The sequence below is a fragment of the Arthrobacter sp. AFG7.2 genome, from assembly GCF_002892835.1.
Classification (GTDB): Bacteria; Actinomycetota; Actinomycetes; order Actinomycetales; family Micrococcaceae; genus Arthrobacter.
In genome coordinates this window covers 217,807-238,841 of the sequence record NZ_PJMB01000001.1, presented here as the reverse complement: position 1 = coordinate 238,841, position 21,035 = coordinate 217,807, and the positions used below count along the sequence as shown (strand labels likewise).

Here is a 21,035-nt window from a genome sequence, read left to right as displayed (position 1 = left end):
AATACCAATCGGACGGATACCCCCTTGGCGTCAGCGTCCAAACGCGTCGTCCGGACCGACATCCAGGCACTGCGCGCGCTGGCCGTTTGCCTCGTGGTGCTTAACCACCTATGGCCTGCCCGGTTGCCGGGCGGCTACGTTGGAGTAGATGTCTTTTTTGTCATCTCCGGATTCCTGATTACTTCCCACTTGAGCAAGGAGTTGTTCGCCAGCGGGAGGGTGCGGCTGGCACAGTTCTATGCCCGGCGGGCCCGCCGCCTGCTCCCGGCTGCCTTCGCCGTCCTGGCGGTGTCGCTGGTCGGGGCATGGCTCTGGCTGCCGTACACACGCTGGACCGCCAACGCCCAGGAAATTGTGGGCAGCGCGTTCTACGTTGAAAACTGGGTTCTCGCGGCCAAGGCGGTGGATTATTCGGCGATGAACTCCTCAGCCTCAATGGTGCAACACTACTGGTCGCTTTCCGTGGAGGAGCAGTTTTACCTGGTCTGGCCGCTGGCGCTCATGGGGCTCTACTCACTGGCTGTTGGCCGGAACTGGGCTAAGGACCGGGTCCTGTGGGGGGGACTTGTGGTGGTCACGGTCCTGTCATTCTGCTTCAGCGTCTATTTGACGGCTGCATCTTCCAGCGAGGCCTATTTCAACACACCGGTGCGGGTTTGGGAGTTTGGTGCCGGCGCGTTGCTGGCGCTTTCGGTTTCGCCGCCCGTGCTTACCCTCGTGCTCCGCAACGTCCTATCGGTGCTGGGTTTTTCAATGGTGCTGATCTCCGCAGTGTTCTATGACCACGCGACGCCGTTTCCGGGCTGGACAGCCTTGGCGCCTGTGGCGGGGACTGCCCTGGTAATTCTCGCCGGCAATGATGGCGGCCGCCTATGGCATGACGGACTTACAGCGCTGAGGCCGGTACAGTTTCTGGGCAACATCTCGTATTCGCTATATCTTTGGCATTGGCCCCTCATTGTCGTAGCCCCTTTCGTACTAGGCGAGACCGTTGGCACCCCAGTCAAGGTCTGTCTTGCGTTATCCTCGGTGGTGCTGGCGTGGCTTACGAAGCGCTGGATCGAGGACCGCTGGATAGTGCGTTCCAGGCGGCACTCACGCCCCAGTCGCGTGTTGGTGAGCGTCGCAGCAGGCATGCTGGTCGTATTGCTCGGGGGGCTGACCCTCCACCTCCAGGTCGCCCCCAAGGCCTCCGCGGCCGCGGAACTGGCTCGAACTGACTCCGATGGGCCGTGCTTTGGTCCCCGCGCCGTCGGCAAACCCGAGTGCGGTGATCCTTTTGCCCGGCCTGTTATCGACCCCCACATGGGCCCCGCCAACGAGTATTGGACAATGCCCCCGGAATGTTCAGGCACAAAAGACACTCTCGGTGAAACTAATCCTGCAGGGCCCGCAATTTGTGACTTTTCTGGCGGACGCGAAGATGTAGAGACTGTTTGGTTAGTAGGTGATTCGCACGCACAGCAATGGCAGCCTGCGTTGGTGAAGATCGCCAGTCACATGAACTGGCGGCTCAAGGTCAGCTATAGCGGCGGTTGCCCCTTAGCCGACGTGAGGTATGTAGGGTATCGGGGAAAGCCCGCTGATCCGGCTGCTGTCGAGAAATGTAGGCGCTGGAGCAGCAATGTAGCTGAAGCTGTGGAACGTGACCGACCTGCGAGAGTGTTCACATCCAGTTTCGCGGCCGGAGAGACTATTGACGACGGTTCCGGACAGTCTCAACTGGATCAGTACAAAGCCGGGTTCGTTAGCTACTGGTCCAGATGGACAGCCGCGGGTGCGCGTGTCTATCCGATAGCTGATCCACCCCTAAACGACCGGGTTCGGGACGTTGCCTGCATACCACTCAGTGCGGGAGAACCCACTGCCTGTCGTGCGCCACGGAGCGAGGCGTTGCCTGCAGACCCCATCGTTGCTGCTTCTAAAATGGTCAGCGATGGAAGCGTCAAGCTGATCGATATGTCGCAATACTTCTGCGATAACGCCTACTGCTATGGGGCAGTCGGCGGAGTTTCCGTTTATTTCGATCTGGATCATCTCAACGCTCAGCTCTCATCCGTTTTTGGGCCTGAAATTATGAAAGAGGCTGATATTGGTCGATAGACCCGTGATGGAGGGGAAACGGCCGCGAAGGGTGCTGTGCCGATGAGATCAGCTGCTTCTTCAGGAGGCAGGTCTTCAGATCACAGTGAAAAACGTTTGACTCTTTAGTAGAAGGTTTTTATGAGGATTCTTTATGTTCTGACGGATGCCAAAATTGGAGGCGCTGAAACCCTGGTCGAAACGCTGGCCCTATGCAGAACGGCAGGCGACGATGTTGGACTCGCGGTCCTTCTTGGCCGTGACGAGCTTAGCCCTCGACTTGAGGCAGCCTTTGACTTCGTGGAGTACCTGGACGTTTCAGAAGATTCCCGGAATTTATGGCGGATGTTAAGGGCGATCGAAGAGGTAGTCAAGCGTTACCGTCCGGACGTAATCCACTCAAATCTCTTCCACGCGGACCTTGTGACGCTTTTGGCACGCTGCTCCGGCATACCGAAGATCACCACCATACACACACAAGGATTCGGACCGACTGATCACCCGCTCACGAAGCTTATTGCGAGGGCTGTGGGACTCTTGTCGTTTCGTTTTGCCCTGGCCGTCCCCACTCCAGGAAGCGCTGAGTTCGCGCGGAAGTTAGGATTCCGGCACGTCACTGACCCAATTCCGAACTCTTCGAACTTGTCTCATCAGTCCCTCTTCAACAGCCAATCTCGGACCTTCAGTTCCATCGGTAGATTCCACCCCGTCAAGGGCCATCGCGTTCTGTTCGCTGCTTTCGCCGAAGTCCTTGCGGGCAATCCAGAGTGGAAACTTCTGTGCACCGGGCCGGGCATGGAGGCAAGCAATGATGAACTTATGTCTATTGTTCGAGGCGCCGGACTTGAAGACGCTTTAAATCATGGTTCGCTCATTCTCAATGGCAGCACCAACAATGTTCAAGGGGTTCTGGCGCAGTCGTCCGTCTTGGTGATCTCGAGCCTATATGGCGAGACGTTCCCTATGGTCGGCGTTGAGGCGAACGGGGCAGGCATACCTGCGATTGCTACTGATGTGGGAATGTCCGGCGCCTTTACATTCGACGGTACATACGTTGTACCGCCGGGTGATGTGGCGGCCCTCGCCTTAGCCATGACCACATACGCGGCTTTGAATGACAGTGATCGTGAAATGATGTCGGAAGCCGTTCGTGCCCGTGCAGTTCGGGACTTTGATCCGCGCAAACTGGTTGAGCGGTACCGGGCTATCTACAAGACGGTCTTGACGGGGAAGTAGGGACCTTCCTCTTCCCGTACGCCTACCACGCACTCCAAGCTGGTATCCACGTTTGTCCTAAAGTGCCAATACCGGCTGAACTATTTCGGAGAGTAAATGTTTTTTTGGCAACTCGCACCAAGCCTCATCTCTGCGGCTTTCATCCTTATCGCACCCGGTCTCCTGCTAGCAAGATCTCTAGGCGCGAGAGGTTGGTTCCTCGCCGGTACCGCGATGCCCATTAGTGTTTCCCTCATCGCTGTTACAGCGATTGTATGCGGGCTGTTTCGCCTTCATTGGAGCGTCCTTCCGGTCTTCGCCGCCTCGATTCTGCTGTCCCTGGCGGTCGGTGGCATGAGATGGTTACTGCACGGGCGGTTTGAACGCATGAGGGGTGCGGACCCGCTCACCCATAGGGTGGCAGGCCGCCCCGAAATCATTTCCGTGGTGGCGATTTTGCTCCCGTTCGTCGTCATTATGTGGAGATTTAGGGAGATCATTGGTCACCCCGAAAACATCTCACAGACATTCGACAACATTTTTCATCTCAACGCCGTCCGCTACATCGAGGAGACAAACCAGGCGTCTTCTCTGCTGGTCGCGGGATTTACTTCTTCTAACGGTATGGCAGGTTTCTATCCTGCGGCGTGGCACGACATTGTCTCCTTGGTAATGCAGCTAAGCGGCTCCGGGATACCGCAGGCTGTCAATGCGACCAACATGATCATCGCGGCGCTTTTGTGGCCTCTGTCCTCGCTTTTCCTCGTGGTGGTCTTGTTTGGCCAGCGGCGGGCGGGCCTGCTCTCTGCCGCCGTGTTGTCTACAGGCTTTGCCTCATTTCCCTACCTCATGGTCAACTTCGGGGTTTTGTATCCGAATTTCCTTTCCATCGCGGTGCTTCCGGCAGGTCTCGCTTTGCTTATTGCAGCCCTCAGACTAGGCACGCCACGAAGTTCCGGTTTTTGGTGCTGCGTTGTGGCATTCGCGGCGGTGATTCCCGGCCTCGCACTGGCTCATCCCAGTACGCTGTTGGCCCTCCTGCCGTGGACTTTGCCGGCAATTTTGGCCTATACGTACCGGCGTGTGTGGAGGACAACGGGAAATAGAAAACGGGTCCTCCACTGGTGGCCGGCGTTTGCCGCTCTTTGCTATATAGCGCTGATCGCTGTTTTGTGGAAAGCCCTGCGGCCTGAGGAAGCGATGTCCACTTGGGAGCCTATTCAAACCCTTAGTCAGGCCATAGGACAGGCCCTAACATCAGCACCAATCAGCGGACCGGTTCCGTGGGCGATTTTCTTCCTCACGACACTCGGTATCTATGGACTGTTTCGAACCTCCGAATTGCGGTGGTTCCTCGGTGTATACGCCGTGTCCTGCCTCGCCTTTGTTGTTGTGTCCGGATATCCCTTCGGCGATCTGCGGACTTTTGTGGGTGGCGTTTGGTACAACGACCCCTACCGGCCGGCAGCCTTGTTGCCGGTAGCCGCACTTCCAGTGGCAACCTTTGGCGCACTATGGCTGTGGGATCTAACGGCAGCGTGGGCAAGATCAATAAAACTGCTAAAGATCACAGCACGCATCAGACCTGTGCCTAAAGGCATACTGGTAGCTGTTTCAGGGGTGTGTCTGGTGGTACTTTTCGTCGGGCTGGTTCAGCGCGGGGCAGTCACTACGGCTGTAGCTCAGGCGTCCCAAAATTATCAGTACCACGAAGAATCCGCACTCTTGTCCTCCGACGAGCTGGAACTCATAAATAGGATTCCCGCTCAAGTGGATTCCGAATATTCGTTAATCGCAAATCCTTGGACAGGCGCATCCCTGGTCTACGCTTTGGCGGACCGCAGATCGCTTACCGCCCACGTTTTCGGGAAGTACGACGAATCGACTCTGACAGTCCTCGAACACTTGGACGGCCTTTCCACGGATCCTGAGGTCTGTAAAGCTATCCGAGAGCTGGACAGCTACTACTTGCTTGATTTCGGGACCAAGGGCGTGCACGGTCGCATCAAAGTCGCTCCAGGCATGACTGAATTAGAAGGTAACCCCAATTTCAGGCTCATAGACTCCGAGGGGTCAGCCAAGCTTTATCAGATCACAGCCTGTGGAAGATGATGGTTTTTCGAGGACCGGAATCGCGAGTTCAGGGTGGCCTAGTGTGCACTGGCCTCACATCTCGCCCGCGGTTCCGGGCCATTGTAATATGCCCCGACAGGCCGCTCGATAACGTCGGACCCGGACCACCCAAGCCGGTGGGGGACTTGCCGGCGAAAGCTGCTGTGACGTGTGACGTGTTAGGTTGCGACCACCCGGTTACCGGTTTCTTGGACGCAACTTCGGCAAAAGGGGGCCGCCAAATAGCGGCCTCTCCTTTGCTCCATAACGTAAGGTGAACCTAGTGTTCGCTACTTTGTAGTGAAGCCTTGTTACCAGGGGTCAGGCACTGGTCGAGAATGGCCCGGTATTCTCGGCCGCGAACAGACCAGTCGAACTCTTGAAGTGTTTCGGCGCCCATAGGTGGTGTTTCGCCGCGGAGGTAGTCCCGGGTCTTCTGCACCCAGCCGCGAAGATCCGCGTATCCAACAATTGCTATGGGTGCACCTAATTTCTGAAGGTACCGTGCAGCGGCAACGGGTGTCGAAACGACTGCTGCACGGCTGGCTATAGCCTCAAGGAGCGTCGTTTGAAAGCCTTCGGCGAGGACGGTGGGGTTGAGAAGAATGGAGCCGTGCAGATGTACGGCAATCTCATCCAGATTCAGTCGGCCGTGTATCTTGACGCGGTCGCCCAGCCTTGCTTCTTCGCACGCTTTCACGAGCGTACCGTGATCGGGACCATCACCAATGAAGTGAAGGTCGAAATCCAACCCTTCGAGGTACAGTTCCTTGGCCACTTCCAGGGCGAGTTCCCACCCCTTGCCGGGAACAAGCCGCCCCAGAAAGACAACCTTGGGGCGATCGACCATGGGTGGAGAAAATTCTGAGAACGTGCTGACGTTTATAGCATTCCGGAAAACCTCGGCACGGACATGGGCAAGCTTCCAGACAAATGATTCTGCGGCTTCGGAGATTGCCAAAACTCGTGCGGAACTCTTGAGCACGTATTTGCCCAGGGTGAAATCAACGACTTTGCTTGCCGCCCCTACTGCCCAGTTGACGCCACGGACATGATCAGAACCGTGCTCGGTTAAAATCGCCGGAATCCCTAGATTCTTGGCGGCGCGCACACCAAGGTAGGTCATTGGGAAAAAACGGGTATGGACTGATACGGCGTCCACCTCAAGATCACGGAGCCTTTGCCTGAGCCGTTTTCCTGCGCCAGGAAAAGGGAACGCCAGAACGTTTCCTATCAGGCGCGTGCAGGACAGCCGGATCACACGGACGCCGCCCTCCAAGGTTTCTCCGCCAGCGTTATCCAGCGCGATGACTGTCACCCGCAGACCCTCTTGGGCCAGGGTATTGGCCAGCGATGATACGTGGAGCTCCACGCCACCCGTCTTGGGCGGGTAGTTGTTGACGACGAACGCTATATGGCGAGGCTTGGGTGCTTTCGTCTGATGCTGCTTCACTGCTTCTCTGAGTTCTGCCGGTCGCCGCTCCGGGCAATGGGGCGTGCAGGTCGATCATCGGCCGCTGTCACCCGCCGAAAGGCAGATGGCGTCGGCGCTTCATCAATGGCGATACGGCGGGAGAGCTTTGTCAGAGAAGTTTCAGCATGCCGGAAGCGCTGATAAGTCGTAGCCATGAAAACAAAGAAGCTGACGATGGTCGCATAGAGAACCAAGTCCGTTCCACGCCCGACCCCAAGCGCGTTGGCCAGGCGGGATAGCAGTTCCGGAAAGAAAATGGAGAGAATTGCGGCAAATGCAAAAATCAACAGCATGATTCTTCTGATGGCCAAGTGGCGTGCATTGCTGCCACCACGCATCAAGGCAACTGATACAAGGATCACCGCGAGGATCAGAACGGCTTGGACAATGATGAGCATGGGCTACCTAAAAAATAGTTCTGCCACAATGTTAATGGCATTGAGAAGTGACTGGCCTTTGGCTTTTGAATAGTCGGTATAGATAATCTCTACGGGGTGTTCCACCAGCCGCACGTTCATTCCTGCAATTTGGTTCACGAGCTCGGATGCATGAGCCATGCGATTTTGCGTGAGGTGGATCTTAGCAGCGGCGTCCGCGCTGATGGCTCGCAGGCCGTTGTGAGCATCGGTGAGATTAAGACCGGTCGACATCCTGAGTTGGAGAGCTGCGGTTCTGAGGACGATTCGTTTTGCCTTCGTGAGATGTGTCCGGTTATCCAGGAACCTCGATCCCAGTACTATGTCTGCCTCGTCGGAAAGAATGCGGTCCGACATCTCCTTGGCATCGATAACTCGGTGCTGGCCGTCCGCATCGAAGGTAACCACGCATGAAAGGTCCGGGTCCTGAAGTGCATACTCGATGCCGGTTTGAAGGGCAGCTCCCTGACCCAGATTGATCGGATGCTGTACAACGACTGCACCCGCATGTCGTGCGGCTTCCTGAGACCCGTCTGTGCTGCCATCGTCAACGCACACAATATTAGGAAAGGTTGGCAAGAGATCTTCGATGACCTGGCCTACTACCGTCGCTTCGTTGTACATCGGTATTACTATCCACGTCTGAGTCACCGCTACATTATTCCACATCCGCTGGCTGGCGTTTTCCGCGTGATCGGCCTGGCGGCACGCGATCAGTAATTTGGTGACTCACTGTAGCCGGTTCTAAGGCTGCCAGGAGAGCCGAGGCCTGGTTGGGGAAATGCCAATGGTCGCAGAGCTCTGTGGCCGGGTTCGAGGCGGAGCTGTCGATACCGGGACCTAAAACTGTTCTGTGGCCGGCAGCCGCAGTCCGTGCCGGTCGCCAGGTAGCCAGCAGATTGTGCGATCAGCAGCCGAGAAGTGAGCTTGGCGAGTGTGCCAAACCTGGCAGGAAGCAGTTCGCACCTCGCTTGCATTGTGAATTCTGGAGCTGCTGAGTATCAACTGCACATCCCGCGGTGACCGGGCGTCCGAGCTCTAGCTATTTTTGTGCGAGGAACGCCGCAAAGCGGTCCAAGTGATGAAGAGCGCTGATCCCACGGAACCCGCCGCAAAGCCGGCAATCGCACCGTTGAGTCCGACAAGCGGGATGCCGATCGCCATCATAACGGTGCCAGTGGCGGTCGCCACGAAGCAAATTCCGGCGTAGGTTTTTTGCTGGCCCGTGGCCAGCAGGACTGCAGTAGGAACAGCCGCGCACGATTGGGCGCCCACAGTGGCCAAAAGCCATGCAAGCGTCATCGATCCTTCGCCGAACTTTCCGGGGAAGACAATGTCAAGCATCCAAGGCCCCATCACGATCAGGGTTGAGAAGATAATGGCAAACGCCAGGACTGAAACCAGGTACAGCTGAAGTATCGAATTCCTACGGTTCTCGTCGCCGGTGCCGTAGCCAGCGGCGAAATGAGGGATCAGTACTTGAGTAATCGACTGGGCCAACAGGTTCGCTGGTGTTGCAAGCGTAAGGGCAGCAGCAAAGAGGTCTGCTGATTCTCTGGCTTGAACCTGCACCAGGATCATCGTTGCAGGAAGAAGTCCACCGGCAGCAATCATGCCGAAGATGTTGTGGCGAGTGAAAGATAAGACGTCCCTACGGTCTTCCGGGACAAGTGGCCCCTTGCTCCTGGGCCACGCAAGGACGGAGTAGATGCCAAATCCCAGTGCAAGTGGCAGAAGGAGCAGGCTGCTCAGTCCTGCCTGCAGGACCGCAAGCAGTACCGTCAGCGTTAAAAGGGAAGTGGCGACATCCAAAACGGTGGACTTGGCTATTTCACCTTTCCCAAGGAGAACGCCGCGGGTAAACAGGTAGGCGCCAAAGGACGCGACGAACAAAGCGCTGAAGATCGCCGTTATCGGGTCGTGGCTGAAGAAATAGGCAACAGGGATTGAGATTAGCATCGAAGCTGCGGTGAAAAGCAGGACGCTCTTGGTCAGTAGACCGAGAATGCCTGGTCTCCTGGCATCGTTTACTGGATACTGCCCAAGGAACTTGGTGGCAGCAATACCGGCGGGGGCTGGCCAAAAGAGGGTCAGGTACTGGGAGAGTGAAAGTATGGAGGATGTTTCCCCAAGACGGTCAGGGAAGTACCGGCCTATCAGCATCGTGACGACGAAACGCGCGGCGCCCTGTGCGAGAACGCCGGTAGTCGCAATGATGGTGTTCCTGATGAGGCGGCTTTTCACCTCGGTAGCCTACCTCTTTGACGGAAGTAAGCCTCGCAGGGCGGTCACTGGGGCCAGCTGCAGTGCCCCAGTGACTGCCTTACGGGAGACTCAGCTGACGGTAACGCCGGCCGTAGGCGTCCAGGTTGCCCGGCGGTACTGGAAATTCTGATAACAGAACACGGCCGAACTGCAGGTTTCGTTGGAAGTGGGCATTCCCCACGTGCTTGAGGTGCCTCCTTGGGCACGCCAGACTGAACCTATGGCACCCGGAGTATAAATGGTCTTTACCCACTGTTCTGCCGTCCAATAAGCTGTCCGACGTTGAAACTCCTGCAGGCAGTAATTGCCGATGCACCGTTCATTGGAAGTAGGTAATCCCCAGTCGCTGCCTGTTCCTCCGGCTGCCAACCATGCCTGTCCTATGGCGCCGGGTGTAAAAATCGTCTGAACCCCATTTGCTGCAGTCCAATAGGCCGTCCGGGTCTGAAACACCTGGTAGCAGTAATTAGCTGCACATTTTTCGTTGTCCAGCGCATGACCCCAGGAGCTTGATGTTCCTCCCGCTGCGAGCCATGTCTGGCCTATAGCGCCGGGAATAAAGACCGTCTTAACGCCTTGGGCGGCAGTCCAAAAAGCTGCTCGCCGCTCAAAGGTTTGGACACAATAGGTCGAGGTGCAGGTTTCATTGCTCGTCGCATTTCCATAAAGACCGTTTGCGCCGCCTGCTGCAATCCAAGCGGAGCCAATGGCCCCGCTTGTCGAGACCGTGAAGTTCCCGGCAAATCGCTTGAGCGCTGCGAGATCGCCGTTCCATACGTTGGAGTCGCCGGCAAGAGGACCTTTGCTGCTGTACTGCCAGATACTGTAGTTACTCCAACTCGCAGTCGGTACGGGTCCTGCATTGTTGGTAGGTGAGGGGGGATATGACGCCACCCATAGCGGGTAGTCTCCAAAGCCGGCGGGATTGCCCAAGCACTGGTTCCACCAGCTTGTGTTGGTGTAAATAACGGGCAACCGTCCAGTCATTGAACGGACAGTGCTGCCAAAATCCCGGACCCAGGATGTGAGCTGTGCCGGCGACATGTTGTAGCAGGTGTTGCCAAAGTAGAAGCCATTAATTGTTTCGCCCTCATAGGGGTTGAACTCGAAGTCCAAAACCGGTGGCATGGTGTAACCGTCAGCAGACCAGCCCCCGCCGTTTTGAACGAAGTAGCGGGCCTGATCAGCACCGGACGACCAGTTCGGGATAGCAAAGTGGTAAGCACCGCGAATCATTCCAACGTTTCGTGCCCCCTGATATTGAGAGCTGTAATAAGGGTTTTTGTAGTAGTTGCCCTCTGTTGCTTTTACATAAGCGAAACGAGCACCAAGATTCCATTGGTACTGCCAGTCGAGTATCCCCTGGTGACTGCTGACGTCTAGGCCTTGAACACCGAAAGTGGGCATCCACGTTTGTTCTGCGGACAGCGCTTCAATGCTGAGGCGCTTGAACGACTCTGAGGGTTTGGCTGCGGTGACGCGTGCAGACCGCTGGCCCATCTCTGCGTCTCCGGTGCGAAGCCTCTCTGCCATCGAGATGCCAGCGTTCGTCGGTGGCGCAGACGGCGCTGGGTCCGCTGGGCCAAGTGCTGCTGGAGTCGGCGTCGGTCCAGCAAGCTGTGTCGGATGCGGTTGAACGGATTCAGTTTGGGCTGGGACGGGGGTTACGGCCGACGATGGGGTTGGTTTTGGACTGGGTTCCAGGGTAGATGCCACGGCAGCCAAACCTGGAGCGGCACTCAAGGCGGCGCATAAGAGCGCAATCCCAAAGTATCTTTGAATTGAGCGAGGGGAATGAGACAGGTTCCGCTTCATGTGGGCTCCGGAGGCAATGAGGCGTTCCTGGAACCCTCATCTGGCTAGCTGCAGGGCGTTCCCCCCAGGGAACGTCCGACAGATGTATCGAGAAATAACGCGCTCACCATAGCACCGGTGGACTGCTGGGGCTAGTGTTCCCACTGTTACGGATGTTAAAGAAGACGCGTACGAAGCCTGGCGGAGATGTATCCGTTCAAAGTGGGTTTGAAGGCGGGGTCATACGTGCCTTTGAGTTTCTTCTAAGCTGGAGTGCATGAAGGTATTGGTCACCGGCGGCGCCGGGTACATAGGATCGCACACGTCACTCTGTCTCCTTGACGAAGGACACGATGTAGTAGTCCTCGATAATCTGCTGAATTCGAATCCGGAGTCGATCCGACGTGTAGAACAGCTCACGGGCAGGAACATCGATTTTCGGAAAATTGATCTTCTGGATGCAGCGGCGGTGGACCGACTTTTTGCGGCAGAACAATTTGAAGCGGTCATCCACTTTGCAGGGCTCAAAGCTGTAGGTGAGTCGGTCGAAAAGCCGCTCTGGTATTACCAAAACAACGTCGTTGGCACTCTCAATTTGCTGCATAGCATGGAGGCGCATCGGGTTCGCCGCTTGGTCTTCAGTTCCTCTGCAACTGTTTATGGTGCTTCCGAAGACGTGCCACTCGTCGAAAAAGCTCCCCTTGATGCCACAAACCCGTATGGCCGTACGAAGGAGCAAATCGAGGACATACTTTCTGATTTGGGCGCTGCTGACCCTAGCTGGAGCATCGCACTCCTCCGTTACTTCAACCCCGTTGGAGCTCACGAGTCGGGACTGATTGGCGAGGACCCGCAGGGCACGCCCAACAACTTGCTCCCGTTCGTGGCGCAGGTCGCCGTGGGACGCCGGGACAAGGTGATGGTTTTCGGCAATGACTATCCGACGCCCGATGGTACCGGCATACGGGATTACATCCATGTGATGGACCTGGCTGCCGGTCACCTTGCTGCGCTCGGTTATGTTGCGGACAAGCAGGGCGTGTTCCGCTGGAACTTGGGGACGGGCCGTGGATCGTCTGTGCTGGAGGTCATTGAAGCATTCGGCAAGGCCGCGGGTCACCCAGTGCCCTATGAGTTTGCTCCTCGGCGACCTGGCGATGCAGCGGTCAGTTATGCCGACCCTTCTGCGGCTCTCGCGGACCTGGGCTGGTCCGCCCACCGGAATCTCGAGCAGATGTGCCAGGATCACTGGCGCTGGCAGGAGAACAATCCGATGGGCTATTCCCAGGAAATAGACACCAATCCAGCTAACGTGGGATAAACGTTTTCCACATTCTCTAAAACATGACTTGGCGGCATGCCGGCTGCTCTTTATGCTTTATCCAAGTTGCACTGCCTCCGCCGGGGGCGGCAGTTGTATTGGGGAACATATGGACGCGTTGGGAATTGTCGAGGACGAGGTCCGCGAGCTTATCCGTCGCCGTGGGCTGGATCCGCTTCACCAGGCGGGTGAGGTCCGCCGTCTTGTGGAGGCGGCTGTATCGGACTACGACGAGAGGGCCTTATTGGGCCCTCTCCCTCCCATAGGTCCCCTGGACGCAGCCCGCAGGTTCCTTTTTGATGCTGTTGCCGGGTTTGGCGTGTTGCAGCCACTGCTGGATGATCCTTCGATTGAGGAAATTTGGCTCAACGCCCCCGTCTAAATACTTTATACGTTGCTTTCGCTAGGCTTTGGGTATGACCACACAGGTGCAGTCCTGCGGTATCTATGCCCGCATCTCACAAGACGATGGAACCGCGTTGGGTGTAGGGCGGCAGATCGACGATTGTGCCGCCGAGGCCCTGCGGCGTGCATGGCCTGTCGCCGAAATTTTTTCCGATAATGACGTCAGTGCGACACGAACCAAGCCCCGACCCGAGTATGAGCGCCTACTTCGTGAGATTGAACTAGGGGCCATCGACGCTGTCGTCGTTTTCGATGTTGATCGATTGACGCGGACTCCGTCGGAGCTTGAGCGGTTCATTGATCTAGCAGACCGTCACCACGTGGCCCTTGCCTCGGTAGGGGGAGAAGTAGACCTGGCGACGCCCCAAGGTCGCCTGACTGCACGCATCAAGGGAAACGTCGCGCGCCACGAGGTCGAGCAGATGTCCCGCCGCCTGAAGCGAAAGTTTCAGCAGAGTGCAGCGGAGGGAAAATCCCATGGGGTGGTCCCATTCGGATACCGCCGTTTGCGCCAGCTGGACGACCATGGCCGTGACGTTGGAGGCCAAGACGTTGTGCACCCGGAAGAGGCCGCAGCCGTCCGGGAGTTGTACAAGCTCGTCGTGGCAGGGGCGTCGCTAAGAAACCTCGCAAAATACCTTAATGACCAAGGCTTCAAGACGAAGCGGGGCAACCCCTTCCAGGGCAATGTTGTCGGCAATATGCTTCGAAAGCCGCGGTACGCAGGTCATCGAACTCACGCTAACCAGATTATTGGCAAGGGTGATTGGGAACCGCTGGTCAGTCAGGATCTCTACGACGAGGCTCTCGCCGTCCTGAGTGCGCCTGGACGGCGGCATTCCAGGGGCCTGGAGCCCAAGTATCTTTTGTCCGGTCTGGGCCTCTGCGGGCGCTGTACAAGCGTTCTCCGGCCGAATGTGGGAACACGGCGGCCTCCGTCTTACGTTTGCCCTAAATGTATGAAGCTGACGCGCCAGATTGCGCCTGTGGATGCTGTGGTGAATGCCGTCATTGTGGGCCGCCTTTCGGAGCCAAGCTTATTGGCTAATCTTTCCCCGGAGCCCTCGGCACTGATGGACTCAGTCCAAGCCAGGGATGCCATCCTGGGCCGCATGGACTCAGCCGCAGACAGTTTCGCCGCGGGGGAAATCACCGCCCGGCAACTCGGCCGAATCAACGAACAACTGCAAACCCAGCTGCAAGCGGCCGAAATCAGAGTAGCCAGAAATCAGCCGTCGCGTGTTTTAGACGGCATGACCGGTGCCAGTGCTGCTGATGCCTGGGCCGCTGCATCGATCGATCGTAGGCGCGCAGTAATTTCCGCACTGGCAAGCATAACGGTGCTGCCCACCGGCCCGGGCATCCGCTTTTCGCCCGAGCAAGTCCGCGTCGACTGGAAGGAAAACGCGTGAGCCGCTCGCGACCTCGGGCATCGCAAGTCTACGGAATGGTTGTCTTGAGGTGTCCCGACGGTCACCAGATTGGCCGTGTCATGAGAAGGAACACGGGCCGGTACTCAATAGTAGACGGGTTGTTCGCCAGCAAGGACTACAAGCGACAACCCTTGTCCGTGCGCTGCGTTAGATGTGAAGGGGTCGGCAAGTTCCGGGACCTAAGGGGTTCGTGGGAAAAAGTGTTTGCCCTTGCGGACGAATTGCAGGTCAGTACCAGGGTAAACGTTCAGGACTACTTGCTCGGCGGCTGAGCAGTGCTACAGTATTGCTCAATAGCCTGGCTTCGGCTCTGGCGGGCCCCTGCAGGACCCCTCAACATAGCAGAGTAAGAACCGAGCCCTTCCGGTGAGGTGCAGATTTATGCATCCCGAGAGGGCTCTTCCTGTGTCTGTAGAAATTAGACGGAGCAAAGCGAAGCTTGCTGCTGCTACCCGATACCACCCGAACGCCGAGCACGCCGAACTTCGTCGTGACTTGGCCGCAGCCAAACTAGAGGCGTATGTGGCCAAGACAGTGGCGGAAGCTCCGCCGCTGACCCCTTCGCAAATAAGGCGCATTGCCATTCTGCTGAGCACGCCATGACCTGGACCAAGTTGTCAGACGACTACAGCGACGACACCTGGCGGCTCTCCGACGCTGCTTTCCGATTGCATACTGAGGCCCTCGTCTGGAACAACCGGAAGCTGCTGGACTGCCTCATCCCCAAGGACGACCTGCGAAGGTTCGCCAAGAACCCGGGGCCAGTCCAGGAACTCTTGGCTGCCGGATTCTGGCAGGACTTGGGCGACAAATATCTAATCATCCACCACGCCCAGTACCAACGTGACAGTATCGCCGTCATCAAGCAGCAGGCAGCGAACAGGGCCAATGGCGGCAAAGGCGGACGCCCAAAGGGCAAGCCGAGAGAACAGAAAACCCATTCGGTTAGCGAGTCGCGAAGCGACGGCAGTACCAAAGGTTTTATGGCACCCGTGCACCTGACGAATCAGCAAACCCCTGAAAAGACGCGGGTGAAAACCCAGTCGGTTAGCGAATCGCACGGCGGCGGGGAAACCAAAAGGGCCTGGCCGGGAATAGAAGTAGGTAATTCCCCCGAACGATCACAATTTCAGAAAAACGCGGACGAGGCGTGGATGGCCTATGAACCCATCCCTGTGGGACCAGCCCCGGTACCCGTGGTGAAGGTCGAGGGTTGGTGTCCGGATTGCGGTGTCGAATTGACCACCGAGTACCTCAGGGAGACGTTGGGGCGCTGTTTCGCGTGTGAAGCCGCAAGGGTGGTCCGGGCATGAGCAGCTACGACGCCGAACGGCGGCAGGACCTTGGGTTGCCCTGGCTGCCGGCAGAACCGGAAGCAGAGCCGCACAGATGCACCAATGGATGGCTCCCAGACCTGGACGGGCGGGCAGTCCCGTGCCGCCGCTGTAAACCGCACCTTAGCCGGGAAGTACTGCCGAACGGCCAAACCTCCTGGCGCACAGCACGCGCCGCCCATCCCACAGCAACGCCGATTTCCTCTCAACGAAAGGAACAGAAGTGAGCAAGCAAGCTAATCGACAGACGAACCGCCTTGAGGCCCTTGCGGTGGTGCGACTTATGGCCGAGAACCGCCAGGATGAGGTTTCGCTGATGCTGGCGGAGTCCGAGGACCCGATCGGCCTTGCCCATGCCGCCTGTGGGCTTGCAGTTGCGGCGCTCTATGCCCTCGGGCCGGATCGGGCCAGCCGGATGTTCGATCAAGCGGCTCAGGCCGCTCTGGCGGAGGGCTAGGCGGGCTTTTTCTGCTTGGCTTGCCAGTCTGTCCAGGCCCGGCTCAGGGCCTCGCTATGCGGGAGGCGGACCAGGTGTGACAGGTCGGCACGGATGATTGCCAGGTCGTCCAGTGTCGGCCCGTCCGCTTTAGTTTGTAGTTTCAGGTCTTGGTCAATACACCAGTAACCGCGGTCGAACGCGAGATGGTGGTTGGCGCAAAGCGGCAAGCCGTTTCGGGCGTCGTCGGTTCCCTGGTTGCTCTTGGAGACAATGTGGGCCGCCTGTATCAGCCCGTCCACATCCACCGGGCAGACGGCGCAGCCGGCCCCGTAGCGCTTGAACACTTCAAACGCGAAGCGCACCTGGTTGGGACGGTTTTTGCGCCGGCTGTAGGTCTCGGGGGCTTCATCGTCGGTGATGTTGAACGCCGCCTCCAACTCTTCTTTAGTCGGCGGCGGCGGCAGTTCCCCGTCGGCAAAGGTGACGAGCAAGACCTGCCGAGCGTCGTCCATATCCTCGATGTAACCGCGATGGACTGTACGGGTGTTTTGGGGTGATCCCGTGGTGATGAAAAATACGGGCAGGCCGAGTCCGAACGCGGCTTTGGCTGCGTTGACTTCGGATTCGTCGTGCCGTCCTCTGCGGTTGGTCTTCGGGTAGTGGTAGATGGCCCCTGTTGCGGTTACTTCGTCGTCGTAGTGCTTGCCTGTGTTCAGAAAGGAGACGACAACACCGTCGGGTGTTGCTGGCGTCCTGGTCATTGCTGGGACACAGAATCCTGGCTGCCCCTCGAAAATTCCCAAGTTATTGAGGAGGCCGCGCTCCACGTTGGTAGGTCCACCGTTGTCCAAGAGTGCCTGCCACATCTGTTGCCGGCGCTCCAATTCCTGTTCCCGGCTGTATCCGGCCAAGGTCAGCGCGCGGGCCGCGGCCCACCCTTGCGGAGTGAGCGTCCAGACGTCTTCGCCGGCATGGAGTTCGAGAAGTTCGTCCTCCACCATCCGAGCGCGCTCGGTGCCGAGCCTGGACCACCATTTGGGCTCGGTTCCTCGTTTCGGAAAGCTCCCTCTGTCCCCGGCTGTCCACGTGTCGCCATAAATTTTGTTCACGCGGTTCTTGGCCTCGGTAGCGCCAAGTGAACCGGATTCCGTGGATGCAAGGACTGACAAGATGCGTTGCCGTAAAACTGAGTGTGGGGTGAGCATGAGAGCCATAGCCACATCATGCCTTGCCGGTCCGACAATCTTCGGGCCGAATCGGCGGGCCGGCGTGTCACTTGTTAATTGACACCGAGCCACGTTAATCTGGCGGCAGCGTAAGTGACCAGCGCCGGCAGGCTAAGGACGAGGGGTTTAGCGGCTCAAGTCTGAGGGCCTTTCCGGTAGGTGGGGCGCAGCGTCAGGGATACGGCCAACGGTCATACCGGAGTCTTCCGGGTCAATCCGCCCGTCTATACGGTCCCGCCGAGGAATGTGTGCCCCACCAGCGGCACCGGTGCAGGGCCAATGAACAGGCGCGCCAGCGCAATTCACAAGGCCCCGTTGGACCGGTACGCCGTCCGTCGGAGCCCGCCCGGTGTTGATCCCTATTCCACTTGAGTGCGCCTGCTTCCGGCGTACCTTCATGCCCTGGAGGGCAATCCCATGAGCACACAACGTATGGAAATGTGGCGCGGAATCGCTACCGCAGCTGCGCAAGAAGCTCGGACTATCGCGGAGAAGGCCAACGCTGCCGGCCGTGACCTCACGGCAGAGGAAAAGGCGGCCTATGACAGGCACATGACCAAGGGCCGGGAAGCCCTTGAAGAGCTCAAACGGGCAAAGTCTGACGTGGAGATTCTGGCTCAGGTAAAGACGCTGGCGGCCGAAGTCGGCGAACCGGTCAAGGTCGCGGCCGCCGGCAGCCGCGGGCGAGGGTCCTGGGCGAAAGCTGCCGCGGACCGCATGGCAAAGACCATGACAATGGAAACAGACGGGCAGAAGTCCCTCATTACGGGCAGCATCGGCGTGCCCGCGCCGATCGAAACAGACATCGTCACCATGTCCGAGGCCCCCCGTTCCCTCCTGGAACTGATCCCGGCCAAGGGCCTCAACGGAGGCTACGGCACCGGCAACAGCTTCAGCTTCCTGCGGCAGACGGTCCGGACCAACAACGCGGCCCCCGTCGCTGACGGAGCGCTGAAACCAACGTCGGTCTACTCGCTGGCAGAAGTTGAGGACCGGGTTCGGGTTATCGCCCACCTATCGGAGCCGGTCCCTGAGCGGTACTTCGCCGACCATGCAAACCTTGAAGACTTCCTGCGGACCGAGATGGAGGCTGGCCTTTACCTTGCTCTCGAAAACCAGGTGGTGCACGGCGACGGAACCGGCGAAAGCCTGACCGGCCTGCTCAACACGTCCGGCATCATTGTTCAAGCGTTCGCCACGGACACGCTGACCTCCATCCGTAAGGCCATGACAAGCCTGGAGGTCTACGGCATCACGCCCACGGCGTTGGTCCTGAATCCAGTCGACGCCGAAGCGTTGGACCTCCTACGGGACTCCGGGGCCACCGGAAAGTACTTGCTGGGCGATCCGGGCGGCGACGGCGTGGAGAAGCTGTGGAAGGTCCCGCGCGTGCCTTCCACCGCGGTTCCGGCCGGCACGGCCGTCCTGGGCGATTGGCAGCAAGCCCAGGTCATTGTTCGGGAAGATGCGACCCTGGCCCTGGACCGGTCCGGTGAAAACTTCACCAAAAACCTCGTAACCATGAGGCTCGAGGGGCGTTTCGGTTTCGCCGTAAAGCGTCCTAACGCCTTCGTAGAAGTCGCACTGGCCGCGTAGTCGGCGGTACGGGCGTCAACCTCACCCGCCGCTGTCGTCCCATCACACTACGCGGGAAGGATGGAAAGACGAGTCCCTATGGCATGAGGGGTGAAGAGGCTTTCCAGCGCCCAAAAGGCTGGCGGTCGGAGCAGGGACCAATCATTTCCGACCGTCAGTCCTTGCCCCTCTTTGGCGATAACCTCAGCTAATGGACTTACCCACACTGCTCACTACATTGCTAACCGAGACGCCTCTACCTGCCCCAACTCCCTCCGGGGCTAACCCTGTTGGTTCGGACAGCAATGGGATCTCGCAGTGGCTCCCCCTCGGGACTGCATTCATCGCCGCTGCTGCGGCTGTCGGAGCATCTGCCCTTTCGCAACACCTGTCGGCCCGCAACGAGGGGACCCGCAGAAAAGAGCAATACAGGCGTGAAGACCTCCAACGGCGACGTGATGAATTGAAGGCTACCTACAGCGAACTCATTCGCCATATGGACGAACTCAGCCTGGCTATGTACCGATACGACGGTCATCAAGATCTCCTGCGGAAGTGGGAGCAGGAAAAGAACGCAGACGGCGTCATCAAAGTGGTAACGGTTCAAAATGAACTGACAGAGCGGATACTCGTCACCGTCTCCTCGATCAACTCCTTGCTTGGCGTCGTTGACCTGCTTGAGGAATCCGCGGTGCACAAAGCTGGCACCGAGTACTTGGTCTACCTCCAACACTTGAAGGCAGGGGACCAAGAGGGAATGGCCAAGGGCCAGCGGCTCAACAGGACTATGAAGGACGCTATGCGTAGGTCATTGGCGGGCGAGCCGGAGCCGGTCATGTAGCTACCACCCAGGGGGCGTTCAAATCGCATCCAGTTATCAGTCCGGCCCTCTCTGCCGGCAGTGATCCATCTCCCCCCGGGGCTGACCGGGGGTCGCGCGCGCGAGGTAGGCCCTTCGCCACTGTCTATCGTTTATGGACGGTACCTTATGCTCAGTACTGCGGTTCCTCTTCGTGGCGGGGCCGTTTGACCTCCTAGTTGCTGGTGGTCTGGAACGGTACGGAGGTCAAACGGGTTGCGGATCTACTACTTCGACGATTCGGGGGACCGTGGCAAGGATCCGAATGCTCCTTACTTGGTGATGGGTGGCTTCGGAATTGATGCCGACCAAGTGCACGTCCTACAGGCGAATGTCCGCCGTGCCGCCAACGGTTTTGGTTTTCGGATGCAGCACCCGCATGAGTTGAAGTTCAACCATGTCGGACGCAACTCTGACAACAAAAGCAACAAGCCCCACTGGATGATCCGTGAGGGCATAACTGTTAGGGAAAAGCGGCGGGCTCTTGTGTATGCCTGCTTACGGGAGGCGCTGCGTACGCCGACGGCAAGGGTTCTGGCAGTTGCGGTCCACCAGCCGAGCATCTTCGGCAACAGAAAGCCCATAGAACACGGGCTCCATCCGTTGCTTGAGCGTATCAACATGGACTGTGCGGCCTACAACACCTCTGGCCTGATTGTGATGGATGAAGAGCAAGCAGACGACAAAGCGCTGCGTGCGGCAACCCGGGGCGGCTCTGCGTTTATGCAGTTCGGACGCCTGATCGACACGATCTCGTTTATGCCGTCGGATGAGAGCATTGGAGTGCAAATCGCCGACCTGATAGCCGGAGCAATTGGACGGTATCTGAACCACCAGGATCCTGGCTATCTCCGAGTCATCTGGCCGCGCGTCCGGCACGTACACGGCCAGCGCGATCGGTACGGCATCAAACTCTACCCAAAGGGTCAGTGTCTGACTCCACCCGTACAACCCGTACCTTGGCCCAACGGTGACCGTTTGGTCCATGAGTACGAGATGCAGTCGACGGGGAGGCATATCAACTGGCATTGGGATGGTTCGCCCGACTGGATCTTTACCGAACTCCCAGAGAACGGGTGACATTG

General features: G+C 58.2%; 16 protein-coding genes and 1 pseudogene. 11 read left to right on the top strand and 6 right to left on the bottom strand.

Translation table 11 applies throughout. The features are described from left to right. The first annotated feature begins 24 nt into the window (after positions 1-24). The 3 genes from CXX84_RS01130 to CXX84_RS01120 all read left to right on the top strand — a co-directional run bounded on the left by CXX84_RS01130 (position 25) and on the right by CXX84_RS01120 (position 5,409). Positions 25-2,103 (top strand): acyltransferase family protein, encoded by a 2,079-nt coding sequence (locus CXX84_RS01130; RefSeq protein WP_189337449.1) that lies wholly within the window; start codon positions 25-27, stop codon positions 2,101-2,103. Positions 2,104-2,223: 120 nt separating this feature from the next. Further along, entirely contained in the window at positions 2,224-3,318 is a 1,095-nt protein-coding gene (locus tag CXX84_RS01125; RefSeq protein ID WP_102974894.1) for a glycosyltransferase, read from the top strand. Between the two features lie 96 nt (positions 3,319-3,414). Further along, positions 3,415-5,409, top strand: coding sequence for a DUF6541 family protein (locus CXX84_RS01120; RefSeq protein WP_102974893.1), 1,995 nt, complete (start codon positions 3,415-3,417; stop codon positions 5,407-5,409). Between the two features lie 280 nt (positions 5,410-5,689). Here CXX84_RS01120 and CXX84_RS01115 read toward each other — a convergent pair whose 3' ends face one another. The 5 genes from CXX84_RS01115 to CXX84_RS01095 form a co-directional block, all read right to left on the bottom strand. Further along, positions 5,690-6,862: a glycosyltransferase family 4 protein gene (locus tag CXX84_RS01115; RefSeq protein ID WP_102974892.1), complete on the bottom strand. Its 1,173-nt coding sequence runs from the start codon at positions 6,860-6,862 to the stop codon at positions 5,690-5,692. Continuing rightward, entirely contained in the window at positions 6,859-7,281 is a 423-nt protein-coding gene (locus CXX84_RS01110) for a DUF2304 domain-containing protein (protein ID WP_102974891.1), read from the bottom strand. The genes CXX84_RS01115 and CXX84_RS01110 overlap by 4 nt, the downstream gene beginning before the upstream one ends. Positions 7,282-7,284: 3 nt before the next feature. Next, on the bottom strand, positions 7,285-7,923 hold the full coding sequence (locus CXX84_RS01105; RefSeq protein ID WP_102974890.1) for a glycosyltransferase family 2 protein: 639 nt from the start codon (positions 7,921-7,923) through the stop codon (positions 7,285-7,287). A gap of 414 nt (positions 7,924-8,337) precedes the next feature. After that, the gene (locus tag CXX84_RS01100) at positions 8,338-9,543 is read right to left on the bottom strand and encodes a lipopolysaccharide biosynthesis protein (protein ID WP_102974889.1); all 1,206 of its coding nucleotides are present in this window, start codon (positions 9,541-9,543) and stop codon (positions 8,338-8,340) included. Between the two features lie 90 nt (positions 9,544-9,633). Further along, positions 9,634-11,064 carry a GH25 family lysozyme gene (locus CXX84_RS01095; RefSeq protein ID WP_102974888.1) on the bottom strand — a complete coding sequence of 477 codons (1,431 nt, stop codon included), beginning with the start codon at positions 11,062-11,064 and terminating at the stop codon, positions 9,634-9,636. Positions 11,065-11,635: 571 nt separating this feature from the next. Here CXX84_RS01095 and galE point away from each other — a divergent pair. The 5 genes and pseudogenes from galE (at position 11,636) to CXX84_RS01065 (ending at position 16,308) form a co-directional block, all read left to right on the top strand. Then, complete coding sequence (galE, locus tag CXX84_RS01090) at positions 11,636-12,679, top strand: UDP-glucose 4-epimerase GalE (RefSeq protein ID WP_102974887.1); 1,044 nt, start codon at positions 11,636-11,638, stop codon at positions 12,677-12,679. Positions 12,680-12,788: 109 nt separating this feature from the next. Continuing rightward, a pseudogene (locus tag CXX84_RS01085) lies at positions 12,789-13,055 on the top strand (CpaF family protein); the annotation flags it as partial. Positions 13,056-13,095: 40 nt separating this feature from the next. Then, on the top strand, positions 13,096-14,496 hold the full coding sequence (locus CXX84_RS01080; protein WP_102974886.1) for a recombinase family protein: 1,401 nt from the start codon (positions 13,096-13,098) through the stop codon (positions 14,494-14,496). A 620-nt stretch (positions 14,497-15,116) separates the two neighbouring features. Beyond that, the gene (locus CXX84_RS01070) at positions 15,117-15,830 is read left to right on the top strand and encodes a hypothetical protein (protein ID WP_102974884.1); all 714 of its coding nucleotides are present in this window, start codon (positions 15,117-15,119) and stop codon (positions 15,828-15,830) included. 244 nt (positions 15,831-16,074) lie between these two features. Continuing rightward, positions 16,075-16,308: a hypothetical protein gene (locus tag CXX84_RS01065; RefSeq protein ID WP_102974883.1), complete on the top strand. Its 234-nt coding sequence runs from the start codon at positions 16,075-16,077 to the stop codon at positions 16,306-16,308. Here CXX84_RS01065 and CXX84_RS01060 read toward each other — a convergent pair. Next, positions 16,305-17,504 (bottom strand): HNH endonuclease, encoded by a 1,200-nt coding sequence (locus tag CXX84_RS01060; RefSeq protein ID WP_102974882.1) that lies wholly within the window; start codon positions 17,502-17,504, stop codon positions 16,305-16,307. The two genes, CXX84_RS01065 and CXX84_RS01060, sit on opposite strands and share 4 nt — an antisense overlap. Before the next feature lie 429 nt (positions 17,505-17,933). Between CXX84_RS01060 and CXX84_RS01055 the strand changes: the two genes are divergently transcribed. From CXX84_RS01055 to CXX84_RS01045, 3 genes are all read left to right on the top strand, one after another. After that, positions 17,934-19,112 (top strand): phage major capsid protein, encoded by a 1,179-nt coding sequence (locus CXX84_RS01055; protein WP_146031804.1) that lies wholly within the window; start codon positions 17,934-17,936, stop codon positions 19,110-19,112. 190 nt (positions 19,113-19,302) lie between these two features. After that, the gene (locus CXX84_RS18915) at positions 19,303-19,932 is read left to right on the top strand and encodes a hypothetical protein (protein ID WP_146031803.1); all 630 of its coding nucleotides are present in this window, start codon (positions 19,303-19,305) and stop codon (positions 19,930-19,932) included. A 234-nt stretch (positions 19,933-20,166) separates the two neighbouring features. Then, positions 20,167-21,030 (top strand): DUF3800 domain-containing protein, encoded by an 864-nt coding sequence (locus tag CXX84_RS01045; protein WP_102974879.1) that lies wholly within the window; start codon positions 20,167-20,169, stop codon positions 21,028-21,030. Positions 21,031-21,035 lie beyond the last annotated feature (5 nt).